The organism is Allobosea eneae, assembly GCF_042657265.1.
Classification (GTDB): Bacteria; Pseudomonadota; Alphaproteobacteria; order Rhizobiales; family Beijerinckiaceae; genus Allobosea; species Allobosea eneae.
The window spans coordinates 1-12,284 of sequence record NZ_JBHSLW010000082.1; the positions used below are offsets into that span (position 1 = coordinate 1).

Sequence of the window (12,284 nt, forward strand, 5' to 3'; positions counted from 1 at the left end):
TCCTCGTCCGTCAGACCGATCCGCTCGCCCAAGGCTTCCTCCAAAAAGAAGCCTTGAATCAATCCGCGTGTCTCAGGTCAAGCTTTGTCCACGAGGCCTAGTGTTTCACTCTACCTGTTTATCCTAGAGCCTTTGCGACGCAGTGGACATCGGTCCGCATGAAGAAAATGCAATAAAACAAAGACCTAGAGCGATTCCGCGATTCCGCGATTCGGAGAATCGCAGAATCGCTCTAGCCTTCATACCGCGCCAGCCGTTCCAGATCGAGGATCGTCACCTCGTTGTGGCCGATCTTGATGAAGCCGAGCTCGGCCAGCCTGGCGAGGCTCTGATTGGCCATCTGCCGGGAGATGCCGGCAAGCAGGCCGAGCTCCTCCTGGCTGATCGTCAGCGTCCGCTCGTTGTTGGGATAGAGGATCGGGTTGAACAGCCAGGCGAGGTTGCGGGCAAGGCGCCCGGTCGCCCCCAGCATGCGGTCGTATTCGGCGAGCCCGATGAACTGGGCGAGGCGCTCGTTGAACTGGTGCACCAGGAAGCGGTTGAAGGCGGCCGAATGCTCGAACAGCCAGAGGAAGGTCTGGCGCCGCATCAGCGCGACCTTGCTCTCGCGCAGCGCGACGAGATCATAGCGCCGCGCCTCGTTCTTGATGATCGTGCCCTCGCCGAACCAGGCACCGCCGCGCAGTCCGGCGAGCGTCGCCGATTTGCCGCTGCGCGAGGTCGTGCTCATCTTGAGTAGCCCGTCGGCGACGCCGGTCCAGGATTCGAGCCGGTCGCCGACATGGCAGACATAGGCGCCCTTGCCATAGGCCTTGATGCTGGTGCCGCGCCTGGCTTCCTCGAACTCCTCCGGCGTGAGGTCGTTCGACCAGGCGGCGATGCGGCGCAGCTCGTCCTCGGAAATCAAGATTCGTCGGCCCCTCGCATGCGCACGTCGCGCACTATGCGGCCCGGTTCATCGCAAACTCAAGTCAGGCGGGCTGTCATGCCACCTGCGCCGATCCCCAGGTGCATCGTGCGTCGCTTCCACGAGATGGCCCTCAGAACCTGATCGCGGCGGCTAGCGAGGCGAGCAGCAGCGCCGCGAAGATCAGGTTGACGATCCGGTTGCTGCGGGGATCGCGGAACAGGCCGGTCAGACCCGAGCCGGCCAGAAGCCAGCCGAGGTTGACCGTGGCGATCACCAGCAGCAGGAGGCCGATCTTGAGGCTTGCATCGATCGCCGGTTGCTGCGGCAGCAGCGTGAAGCCGGAGAACAGCGCGGCCATGGCCGCATAGCCCTTGGGATTGACCAGCGAGAGCGTGAAGCCGGCGGCGAAGGAGGGAGCCGCCGCGTCGCTGTTCGTCTCGGCCAGCGGCGGCGCCGTTGCGATCCGGAAGGCGAGATAGAGGAAATAGAGCGCCGACAGCACCGTGACGACCGGTGCCAGGCCCGGCAGCGCCAGGACGACGGCGACGACGCCGCTCGCCGTCAGGGCCATCACCGCGAGCATGCCGAGCGTGATGCCGGCGCCATAGGCGAGCCCGCGGCGGGTGCCGAAGGCGGCGCCTGTCGCGGTCAGGCTCAGGGTCGCCGGCCCGGGGCTGCCGGTGAGCGCGATGCCGGCGAGCAGGAAACCGGCCAGTCCATCCATAATCTTTTCCCCGCATATCGCCTCGCAGCAAGCGCAAGTAGAAGCGGGAGAACCACCGCAGGTCTTGAACGTTCGTGCGGTTATTCCGCGGCCTTCGGCATCGCCAGCGCCGCCTCCGAGCCATCGCGCAGCCGCTTCAGCAGCTCGGCTTCCTCGGCCTTTGCCGCCGTGAGATGGCGCTCCTTGACGTGGCCGAAGCCGCGGATCTTCTCGGGGATCGCGGCCAGCGCAATACAGAGCGCGTGGTTCTGCGGCGAGAGCTTGCCGAGGATTTCGGCGAGCAGCGCCTCGTAATCGGCGATCAGCTTACGCTCGGTCTTGCGCTCCTGCGTGTACCCGAACACGTCGAGGGCGGTGCCGCGCAAGCCTTTCAGCTTCGCCAGCAGGCCGAAGGCGCCCAGCATCCACGGTCCGAAGCTCATCTTGCGCGGCAGGCCGGTATTGGGGTCGCGCTTGGCTAGCAAGGGCGGGGCGAGGTGGAATTCGAGACGCAAGGGCTCACCCGAAGCGCTATCCTGCTCGAAGGTCGCGGCGAGCTGCTTGCGGAAGGCGCCGTCGCTGTAGAGCCGGGCGACCTCGTATTCGTCCTTGTAGGCCATCAGCTTGAAGAGATAGCGCGCGACGGCCTCGGCCAACGCGCTCTGGCCGGGAAGCACGCTCGCTTCCTTGGCGCGGACCTTGTCGACGAGGTCACGATAGCGCACCGCATAGGCGGCGTTCTGGTAGCCGGTGAGGAAGTCGACGCGGCGGGTGACGATCTCGTCGAGGCTCTGCGAAAGCTGGCGTGCTTCCGTCGGCGCCTTGGCTTCGGCGAGAGCGGAGCCAAGCGCGACCGGGTCATGCGCGGCGCGGCGGCCAAGCTCGAAGGCCTGCTTGTTCATCGCCACGGCTTCGCCGTTGAGCTCGATCGCCCGCAGCAGCGAGGCGCGCGAGAGCGGCACCGCGCCGAACTGCCAGGCGTAGCCGAGCATGAAGATGTTGGCGGCGATGGCATTGCCGAGGAAGGTGGTGGCCGCCGCCGTCGCATCGACGAGATGGGTGTTGTCACGCCCGGAGGCCGAGATGATCGCCCGCTTCAGGCGCTCGGTCGGCAGCGAGAAATCGGCGTTGCGGGTGAAATCGCCAGGCATGGATTCGGCAGTGTTGACCACGACGGTCGAGCGGCCCTGGCGGATCGCGCCCAGCACCTTCTTCGAACCGGTGACGGTGAGGTCGCAGCCGAGCACGAGATCGGCCTGGCCGGCGGCGACGCGGATGGCGTGGATTGCCTCAGGCGTCGGGGCGAGACGGACATGGCTGAAGACTGCGCCGCCCTTCTGGGCGAGGCCGGCCATGTCGATCATGCCGCAGCCCTTGCCTTCGAGATGCGCGGCCATGCCGAGGATCGCGCCGATTGTGACGACACCGGTGCCGCCGACGCCGGTGACGACAACAGCGAAACTGCGGTCGAGCGCCGGCACCCTGGGCTCGGGCAGATCGCTTGCGCCGAGCGCGGAGGCATCGAGCGTGCGCGGCTCCGCCTTCTTCGGCCGCGCGCCATGCACGGTGACGAAGGAGGGGCAAAAGCCCTTCACGCAGGAGAAGTCCTTGTTGCAGTTCGACTGGTCGATCTGGCGCTTGCGCCCGAACTCGGTCTCGAGCGGCTGCACCGAGACGCAGTTCGACTTCACGCCGCAGTCGCCGCAGCCCTCGCAGACCAGCTCGTTGACGATGACGCGCTTGTCCGGATCGGGATAGGCGCCGCGCTTGCGCCGGCGGCGCTTCTCGGTGGCGCAGGTCTGGTCGTAGAGCAGCAGCGAGACGCCGGAGGCGGTCGCAAGCTCGCGCTGCACTGCGTCGAGATCGTCGCGATGGTGCAAGGTGGTGCCGGGCGGCCAGAGCGTGCCCGCGGGATACTTGTCGGGATCGTCGGAGACCACCGCGATGCGCGAGACGCCCTCGGCCGCGACCTGGCGGGCCATCTGGTCGGGCGAGAGATGCCCTTCCGCCTGCTGGCCGCCGGTCATCGCGACGGCGTCGTTGTAAAGCAATTTGTAAGTGATGTTGACGCCGCTCGCGACGGCCCAGCGGATCGCAAGCGAGCCGGAATGGGTATAGGTGCCGTCGCCGAGATTCTGGAAGACATGGCCGCGTTTCGAGAACGGCGCTTCGCCGACCCAGTTGGCGCCTTCGCCGCCCATCTGGGTGAAGCCGGTGGTGTCGCGGTCCATCCACTGCGCCATGTAGTGGCAGCCGATGCCGGCATAAGCGCGCGAGCCTTCGGGCACGACGGTCGAGGAGTTGTGCGGGCAGCCCGAGCAGAAATAGGGAGTGCGCTTGGCGACTTCGATCGCCTCGGCGAGCCGGCCCTGCGCCGCGGCGATCTCCTCGAGGCGGGTCCTGAGCACAGGGTCCTCTCGATACTGCAGCAGGCGCGCGCCGAGTGCGATGGCGATGTCGTTGGGATCGAGCGCGCCATGGACCGGGAAGAGCCACTCGCCCTGCTCGTCCTTCTTGCCGATCACCATGGGCTGGTGCGCGGTGCCGTAGAGTTCCTCGCGCAGCTGCACCTCGATCAGCGAGCGCTTCTCCTCGACGACCATGACGAGGTCGAGGCCTTCAGCGAACGCCTTCAGCTCCTGCGGATCGAGCGGCCAGGGGCAGGCGATCTTGAACAGGCGGATGCCGAGATCATTGGCGCGGACCTCGTCGAGGCCGAGTTCCTCCAACGCCTGACGCACGTCGAGATAGGATTTGCCGACGGTGATGATGCCGATGCGCGGGGTTTGCCCGCCGGAGAGGATGGTCTGGTTGAGCTTGTTGGCGCGCAGATAGGCGAGGATCGCGGCGCGTTTGTGCAGATGCAGCCGCTTTTCCTGGTCGAGAAAATCGAGCTCGCGGCGGATGTTGAGGCCGCCCGGCGGCATGACGAAATCATCGGGGATCGCGATGCTGACCCGGTCGACCGAGCCGTCGACCGAGGCGGTCGATTCGATGTTGTCCTTGACGCATTTCAGGCCGACCCAGACGCCGGCGAAGCGCGAGAGCGCAAAGCCGTGCAGGGAATAGTCCATGATCTCCTGGACGCCGGCCGGATTGAGGATCGGCATCATCCGGTCGACCAGGACGAACTCGGTCTGGTGAGCGTTGGTCGAGGATTCGGCGGTGTGGTCGTCGCCGAGCAGGCAGAGCACGCCGCCATGGCGCGAGGTGCCGGCCATGTTGCCATGGCGGAAGACGTCGCCGGTACGATCGACGCCGGGCCCCTTGCCATACCAGAGCGAAAAGACGCCGTCATATTTGCCCTCGCCGGAGAGCTCGGCCTGCTGCGTGCCCCAGACGGCGGTGGCGGCGAGGTCCTCGTTGAGACCGGGCTGGAAGACGATGTTGGCGGGCTTGAGCTGCTTGCCGGCGCGGGCGAGTTGCTGGTCGAGCCCGCCGAGCGGCGAGCCGCGATAGCCGGAGACGAAGCCTGCGGTGTTGAGGCCGGCGCGCCGGTCGCGCTCATGCTGGGTAAGCAGCATGCGGACGATAGCCTGCGTGCCGGTCAGGAAGATTTGCTGCTTGGAGAGGTCGTATTTGTCGTCGAGCGTGACCGTCCTGAGCTCGGGCCCGGCTGCCGCGGCGCCTTGCGAAGTCTGCTGCGTACCGGCCATGGCCGACCTCCCGACGATCGCATATCCATCGACTACAGGGACCGGTAGCGCCGGTCTCCAATTTGTTATTATGTCAGCAAGGCTGTCATAGCAGACGCGCTATCGTCAAATCGCCCTGGGGTGATTCCAGAGTGGCGGAGACCGCGCGCGCCGCGATTTGGCCGCCTTTGCGGGCGATGCGGGCAGGGCTCACGGCACGGGATTGCAAGGCTAGGCGCGCCGGGCGCGTTTTTGTATGAAAGCTCGGCCGGATTCGCCGCAGATTCGAGGAAATTGCCGCGTGCCGCGATACTCGACGCTCCCCACGCTGTTCGTTGCCATCTCGGCCTGGCTCGGCCTTGCCGTGCCGGCGCTGGCGCATCCGCACGTCTTCGTGACCTCGCGCACCGAGATTCTCTACGACGCCAGCGGCGCGGTGAAGGCATTGCGCCATCGCTGGAGCTTCGACGAGGCCTACTCGGCCTATATGGTCCAAGGCCTCGACAAGAACGGCGACGGCAAGCTGACCTCGGACGAATTGGCCGAGCTCGCCAAGGTCAACATGGAATCGCTGCCGGATGTCGGCTTCTTCACCATCGCCAAGGCGAACGGCAAGGCGCAGGAGTTCGGCACACCGAGCGGAGAATCGCTCTCCTATGAGAACAAGATCCTCACGCTGACCTATACGCTGCCGCTGAAGACGCCGGCCACGGCGAACCGCTCCTTCGGCATCGAGATCGGCGATCCCACCTATTTCGTCGCCTTCGAGATTGGCGAGGAGGCCGATGCGGTGGCGGCGCGCGATGCGCCCAAGGGCTGCGTCGTCCGGGTCATGCGCCCGCCCAAGCTCGACGCAGCGACGCAGCAGCGGCTGGCGCAGGAGGACATCACGGCGACGCCGGATATGAGCGCCTATCAGGTCACCACGCGGGCGCTGGTGGCATGTCCCTGAGCGCGCCTGCCGCGCCGGGCCTGCCGCTCTGGCCGCGTCGGCTGCTCGTTGCGCTGCTGGCGCTAGCCCTCGTAGCTGGCGCGCTCGGGCTGATCGCCTGGCTGGCCAGTCTCTATTTCCCGCCGCCGCCCCCGCCGCCGCGCAATCCGTTCGGCACGGCCTTGCCGCGCGAGGCGCTGCCGGCGACGACCGGCCTCGGCGCGGTGATCCTCGCCTGGCAGTCGAGCTTCTATCGCGAGCTGACGGCGACGCTGAAGGGAATCGCGCAATCGCCGGCGGCGCTGCCTGGCCTGCTCGGGCTCGCCTTCGCCTATGGCGTCTTCCATGCCGCCGGGCCCGGCCACGGCAAGGCGGTGATCTCCGGCTACATCGTCGCCGACAATCGCAGCCTGAAGCGCGGGCTGGCGCTTTCCTTCGCGGCGGCAATCGTACAGGCGCTGGTGGCGATCGCGCTGGTCGGCACACTGACGCTGGCGCTCAACGCGACCGCCAAGACCATGGCTTCGACCACCTTCGTGATCGAACAGGGCAGCTTTGCGCTGGTGGCGCTGGTCGGGCTCTATGTGCTCTGGCGCAAGGCCGGCAGCCTCGTCGCGCTCGGCGGCAGCGCGGTGCATGACCCCGCAACCTGCGACCATGTCCATATGCCAGGAGCGGATGAGGTCTCGCGCCTGCGCTCCGTCCGCGAGATGGCCGGCGTCGTGCTGGCGGCGGGCCTGCGCCCCTGTGCGGGCGCGCTGATCATCCTCGTCTTCGCCAATGCGCAGGGCCTGCTCTGGGCCGGCGTTGCCGCCACCTTCGCCATGGCGCTCGGCACGGCCCTGACCACCGGGGCGCTGGCGGCGCTGGCGGTGTTCTTCAAGTTCGCGGCCCTGCGCTTCGCCGGCGGCGGCTCGTTGAAGGGGGCTCGGATTATCGCCGGGCTCGAAGTGCTGGCGGCGGCCTTCGTCGCGGTGCTCGGCGCGGCGCTGTTCTTCGGCCTGTGGGCGGCCGGACAAGGGAGCTGAGCCCAGGCGTCGTACTCGGGCTTGTCCCGAGCATATCGTGACGGAAGGGCGCCATCTGCTGCGCGAGATCCTCGGCTCTGCGCTGCGCTTCGGCCGAGAATGACGGTTCCTCACCCCAGCGGATCGTTCTCCAGCAGGATCGGCCTGCCATGCGGCGTCGCCTCGGCGGCTCGTTCCCAGGCGGCCGCGCGGGCGTCGACGCTCGTCTGCGAGGCGAGACCCTTCTCGATCAAGAGGTGCTCGAGCGCCTCGCACCAGCGCTCGTAATAATCGGAACCGTCGCGGCAGCCGCCATTGGCGAGGGCTTCGCGGATTTCGCCGCCGAGCGCCTGCGCCCATTCGTCGGCGCTGAAGATGCCGCGGTTCTGCAGCGCGACGACGAGGGCGAAGGCCTGGGCCTGCCAGGGCTCGGCGAAGACCGGCCCCTCGGCGTCGCGCGGAATCGGTGTGCCGGCGGCGAGCGCCCCCGCGAGGGCAGCGTCAGGCCGGCTCAAGATAGCTCTCCCAGGCCTCGATGCTGACGCTCGAGGTCGGATCGGCGTCGCGGCCCCAGAGCTCCGGGCCGGTGAAGACCACGGTGTAGAGCCATTGCGCCGTCTCGGGCGCGCCATGGGCGCCGGTGTCAGGGAAGACATGGCAGCCGGTGACGCGCTCGATCACGCCCTGCTTGCCGCGGGCATAGCGCGGCAGGCGGGTGTGATGCTGCGGGTGCATCACGATGGTGCGGACGGTGTCGCCGACCTTGAAACGGGCCGGCGCTGCCGCCGCGCGCTCATAAGGGAAACCGCGGCGCAGGACGCTCGGGACCTCCTCGCCCTTCAGCACGCGCTTGGGCTCGCGGCGGGTGCTACCGGCGACGCCCGAGGCCAGCTCGTCCTTGCTCAGGAAGCCGTGCTCAACCAGCATCTTGTCGAGTGCCGCCAGCCAGATCTGGTAGTAGCTCGACGACAGATACTGTGCCGGCGGCAGGCTTTCGCGCGCATGGCGGATGCCGTCGATCGTCCAGGCGCCCATCGCGCCGGCGGCGACGTTGATCGCCAGGACCTTCTTCTCCCAGTCGGCATGGAAGATCGGCTCGTCCTTCTCGGGCACGACCGGGCCGAAGCCCATCTGGCCGCCAAGGTCGTGGGCGCTGTTCATGGCTTATCCTCGGGGGAGGGCAGGCCGACGCCGATCATCGAGTCGCGGCTGACGATCGATGCCAGTTCGTCCTCGCTCCAGCCTTCGGTGCCTTCCGGCCGCATCGGGATGACGATGAAGCGGGTCTCGGCAGTCGAATCCCAGACGCGGATGCGCTGGCCTTCCGGCAGGGTCACGCCGAAATCGGCGAGCGTGCCGCGCGGGTCGATCACAGCCTTGGCGCGATAGGGCGGCGATTTGTACCAGACCGGCGGCAGTCCCAGCACCGGCCAAGGATAGCAGGAGCACAGGGTGCAGACGATGAGGTTGTGCTCCTCGGGCGTATTGAAGCAGGCGACGATGTGCTCGCCGCCGCGCCCGCCATAGCCGAGCTCGGCGACGGCGGCGGTGCCGTCGGCCTTCAGGCGCGCGGCATAGGCCGGATCGCTCCAGGCCTTGGCGACGACGCGGGCGCCGTTGCGCGGCCCGATCCTGGTCTCGTAGGTGTCGATGATCGCATCGAGCGCAGCCGGGTCGACATAGCCCTTCTCGACCATCAGCGATTCCAGCGCCTTCACCCGCGCTTCGATCGGGGTGAAGTGGTTGTCGTGGTCATGGTCATGATGGTGGTGATGGTCGTGGCCGCTCATCGCAGTCTCCTTGGGACCTGCCTCGTCATGCCAGCCTGATCCGCGCCGCCCGCTCCAACTTCACGGCGAAGGCAACGAGCGATTTGTCCGAGCCCTTCGGTCCGATCAGCGACAAGCCCAGCGGCGCGTCGTCGCGATGGGCGACGGGGATCGAAATCTGCGGGAAGCCCGACAAGCCCGCAAGGCAGAGCAGGCGCAGGGCACGGTTGCGGAAATCCTCGAGCTCGGGCTCGCCGGCGCTGACCAGCGGCGCGACATCGGGCACGGTCGGCAGCATCAGCACGCCATCCTTGCCGAGCAGCCTGGCGAGCTTCGCGCGGAAAGCCTTGCGCACGCTGTCGCCGCGCGCGACCTCGGCATCGCTGACCGCCTTGCCGAAGGCGAAGCGCTCGGCGACACCCGGTCCGAGCGGCATGGCGTGGCGCTCGATCATTTTGCCGTCGGATTGCCAGGCTTCGCGGCCCTGGATCCAGCGAAAAGCCCAGTAGAGCGCGTCCATGTCGCTGACGGCGCGCACCGTCTGCGGCTGGCCGAGGATCGGCACGATCCGCTGCACGACATTGCGCAGGATGCGCTCGGCCTCGGGCACGGCCTGGGCGAAGAGGTCGTCGGCGAGCAGCAGGCGAGGCGTTTCCGGCAAGGTCACCTTGTCCTTGCCGAGCACGGCGTTGGCGGCGCGGGCGAAGACCTCGCTATCCCGCGCGAAGAAGCCGGCGGTGTCGAGGCTCTCGGCCAGCGGCCAGGCACGCTTCAGCGAAAGCCGGCCATGTGTCGGACGGATGCCGAACAGGCCGCCATAGCTCGCCGGCGCCCGCACCGAGCCGCCGGTGTCGGAACCCAGGCCGATATCGGCGAGCCGCCCGGCGACCGCGGCCATCGAGCCGGAGGAGGAGCCGCCGGTGATGCGGTCTGGCACGGCCGGATTCACGGGCGCGCCGAAATGCGCGTTCTTGCCGTTGAGCGAGAAGGCGAGCTCGTCGGTATGGGTCTTGCCGACGAAGCGGGCGCCGGCCTCCAGGAAGGCCTTCACGATCGGCGCCGTCTTGGTCTTGATCCCTGACAGCGCCAGCACGGTCGGCGAGCCCGCCCCGGTCGGATAGCCCTTGACGTCGAACAGGTCCTTGACCGCGAGTGTCAACCCGGCGAGCGGGCCGGAGGAAGCATGTTTCACTGGTGCTTCGGGATAAGGCACGAAGCAGCGGAACGGGTCGTTCTCGATCATGGTCGTCTCAGATCTCCCCCAAGATCCCAATCAGATGCCGCCGGCGTCGCCGTCCGAGCGCGGGTCATGCGTTGCCTCGACATGGCCCTTCTGGTGCTTCACCAGCATGCCGGCATGGCCGAACTGGTCGGAATAGGCCTCGCTGTATTCCTCGACCGGGTGCCCGGCGGCGGTCAGCCTTGCCAGCAGCATCGGATCGAAGCGGTTCTCCAGCTTGAGCGAGATCGAGCCGGCGCCCCAGGTGCGGCCGAAGAGCCAGCGCGGCGCATCGACCGCATCGGCGACGCCCTGGCCGAAGCGATAGCGCGACAGGATCTGCGCCTGGAACTGCGGCTGGCCGTCGCCGCCCATCGCGCCGTAGCTGACGATGCGGCCATCGTCGAACCGGGCGAGTGGCGGGTTCAGCGTGTGGAACGGCTTGCGGCCGGGCGTCAGCGGGTTGAGCGCCTTCGCATCCAGCGAGAACGAGACGCCGCGGTTCTGCCAGTTGACGCCGGTCTTGCGCAGGATGCAGCCGGAGCCGTACTCCCAGTAGAGCGACTGGATGTAGGAGACGGCGAGGCCGGAGCCGTCGATCGCGCCCATCCAGATCGTGTCGCCCTCGCCGGGCCGGAACGGCCAGCTCGCGGCGCGCCTGCGGTCGATCTTCGCGGCTTCGCGTTCCAGGGCCGCTTCGGTGAGCAGGCTCGCCGGATCGACGGTCATGAAGGCCGGGTCGGTGACGACCTTGTCGCGGATGGCGAGCGCCCGCTTCACGGCTTCGACCAGCCCGTGATGGTGGTCGAAGCTCTCCGGCCGGGTGACGCCGAGCTTCTCGAAGATGCCGAGGATCATCAGGGCGGTGAGGCCCTGCGTCGGCGGCGGGAAATTGTAGACGGTGAGCCCGGGCAGCTTCAGTGACAGCGCCTGCACGGCCCGGGCGCGGAAGGCTTCGAGATCGGCGCGGGTGATCGGCGCGCCGATCCGGCCGAGATCCTCGGCGAGCTCGCGGCCGATATCGCCGCGATAGAAATCGTCGAGCCCGGCATGGGAAAGCTGCTCCAGCGTCGCGGCGAGCGCTGTGGGCTTGCGGCGGTCGCCGGCCTTGGGCCGTTCTCCGCCCGGCCAGAAGAAGTCGCTGAAGCCGGGCGCTGCCTTCACGGCATCGACTTCCTGCGGCCAGGTGCGCAGCTCCGACTCCGAGATGTCGTAACCCTCCGCGCAATGGCGGATGGCGTCGGAGAGGAGGTCCTTCAGCGGCAGCCTGCCGCCGAGGCTGCTCGACAGGCTAAGCGCCGCCTGCCAGCCGCCGATCGCGCCGGCGACGGTGATCGCCGCATCTGGGCCGCGCGCCGGCAGGACGTCATGCCCCTTCTCGCGATAGCGCTCGATCGTGGCCAGGCTCCCCGCCGGGCCGCAGGCCTCGATCGCATGGACCTTGCCGCCGGGCTCGTGCACCAGCCAGAAGCCGTCGCCGCCGATCGCGTTCATGTGGGGGTAGACGACTGCGATGGTCGCAGCCATGGCGACCATGGCCTCGATCGCATTGCCGCCTTCCGCGAGAATGGCGCGCCCGGCTTCGGAGGCGAGGCGGTGGGGTGCGGCGACGGCGGCGGCGGCGAAGACGGGAGAATCGGGCATCAGGTTCTTGTCGTTCGTAAGGGGCGGGACCATTTCGCCGGAAGGCGCGATTTTGTTGCATGCCGACGCCGGCTAGGCTAGAGCACGTTCCGCAAAAGTGGGGACCACTTTTGCGATCAGAACATGCTCCAATCTATTGATTTGGCGCGAATTCTGGTCGTTCGCCCGTTCCGGGCGACCGGAATGCGCGCCGGCGGTCCGTGCATGGGTTCCGAGGATAGAAGCATGGCGGCTGGCCGCACCAACTGGCGCAACGTGATCATGGTGGTCTCGCTCGCCATCCTGATCGCGGTCGAGATCTTCGGCGTCGCGCTGGCGTCCGGCTGGGCGCTCGCCGGCCTGTTTGAGCTCGGGCCGATCGTCGCCTATGTGCTGATGGGCCTGTTCTCGCTGCTCGCCGCCTATGGCCTTGTGAATTTCATGCGACGGGTCGTGAAGATCGAGCGCCTGACCCACCGCAGCTGAA

Annotated in this window: 11 protein-coding genes; 3 read left to right on the top strand and 8 right to left on the bottom strand. The window is 67.7% G+C overall.

What is annotated here, in order from left to right; all coding sequences use genetic code 11:
- Positions 1 to 232: 232 nt before the first annotated feature.
- The 3 genes from ACFPOB_RS29065 to ACFPOB_RS29075 all read right to left on the bottom strand — a co-directional run bounded on the left by ACFPOB_RS29065 (position 233) and on the right by ACFPOB_RS29075 (position 5,269).
- Positions 233 to 907, bottom strand: a complete 675-nt coding sequence (locus ACFPOB_RS29065) for a Crp/Fnr family transcriptional regulator (RefSeq protein WP_377801680.1) — start codon at positions 905 to 907, stop codon at positions 233 to 235.
- 133 nt (positions 908 to 1,040) lie between these two features.
- On the bottom strand, positions 1,041 to 1,634 hold the full coding sequence (locus tag ACFPOB_RS29070; RefSeq protein WP_377801681.1) for a LysE family translocator: 594 nt from the start codon (positions 1,632 to 1,634) through the stop codon (positions 1,041 to 1,043).
- 80 nt (positions 1,635 to 1,714) lie between these two features.
- The gene (locus tag ACFPOB_RS29075) at positions 1,715 to 5,269 is read right to left on the bottom strand and encodes an indolepyruvate ferredoxin oxidoreductase family protein (RefSeq protein WP_377801682.1); all 3,555 of its coding nucleotides are present in this window, start codon (positions 5,267 to 5,269) and stop codon (positions 1,715 to 1,717) included.
- A 280-nt stretch (positions 5,270 to 5,549) separates the two neighbouring features.
- Here ACFPOB_RS29075 and ACFPOB_RS29080 point away from each other — a divergent pair, with 280 nt between their 5' ends.
- Both ACFPOB_RS29080 and ACFPOB_RS29085 read left to right on the top strand, forming a co-directional pair.
- Positions 5,550 to 6,200, top strand: a complete 651-nt coding sequence (locus ACFPOB_RS29080; protein WP_377801683.1) for a DUF1007 family protein — start codon at positions 5,550 to 5,552, stop codon at positions 6,198 to 6,200.
- Positions 6,191 to 7,207, top strand: coding sequence for a nickel/cobalt transporter (locus ACFPOB_RS29085; protein WP_377801684.1), 1,017 nt, complete (start codon positions 6,191 to 6,193; stop codon positions 7,205 to 7,207). The genes ACFPOB_RS29080 and ACFPOB_RS29085 overlap by 10 nt, the downstream gene beginning before the upstream one ends.
- 110 nt (positions 7,208 to 7,317) lie before the next feature.
- Here ACFPOB_RS29085 and ACFPOB_RS29090 read toward each other — a convergent pair whose 3' ends face one another.
- Genes ACFPOB_RS29090 through ACFPOB_RS29110 form a run of 5 tightly spaced genes read right to left on the bottom strand, consistent with a single transcriptional unit; the run spans position 7,318 to position 11,818 of the window.
- Positions 7,318 to 7,701: a nitrile hydratase accessory protein gene (locus tag ACFPOB_RS29090; protein ID WP_377801685.1), complete on the bottom strand. Its 384-nt coding sequence runs from the start codon at positions 7,699 to 7,701 to the stop codon at positions 7,318 to 7,320.
- Complete coding sequence (gene nthB / locus ACFPOB_RS29095) at positions 7,688 to 8,347, bottom strand: nitrile hydratase subunit beta (protein ID WP_377801686.1); 660 nt, start codon at positions 8,345 to 8,347, stop codon at positions 7,688 to 7,690. The genes ACFPOB_RS29090 and nthB overlap by 14 nt, the downstream gene beginning before the upstream one ends.
- Entirely contained in the window at positions 8,344 to 8,976 is a 633-nt protein-coding gene (gene nthA, locus ACFPOB_RS29100) for a nitrile hydratase subunit alpha (RefSeq protein WP_377801687.1), read from the bottom strand. Before nthA ends, nthB begins: the two co-directional genes overlap by 4 nt.
- 25 nt (positions 8,977 to 9,001) lie before the next feature.
- On the bottom strand, positions 9,002 to 10,198 hold the full coding sequence (locus tag ACFPOB_RS29105; RefSeq protein ID WP_377801688.1) for an amidase: 1,197 nt from the start codon (positions 10,196 to 10,198) through the stop codon (positions 9,002 to 9,004).
- A 30-nt stretch (positions 10,199 to 10,228) separates the two neighbouring features.
- On the bottom strand, positions 10,229 to 11,818 hold the full coding sequence (locus ACFPOB_RS29110; protein ID WP_377801689.1) for a gamma-glutamyltransferase family protein: 1,590 nt from the start codon (positions 11,816 to 11,818) through the stop codon (positions 10,229 to 10,231).
- A 225-nt stretch (positions 11,819 to 12,043) separates the two neighbouring features.
- On the opposite strand from ACFPOB_RS29110, the gene ACFPOB_RS29115 reads away from it, so the two are divergent.
- Entirely contained in the window at positions 12,044 to 12,283 is a 240-nt protein-coding gene (locus tag ACFPOB_RS29115; protein WP_377801690.1) for a hypothetical protein, read from the top strand.
- Position 12,284 lies beyond the last annotated feature (1 nt).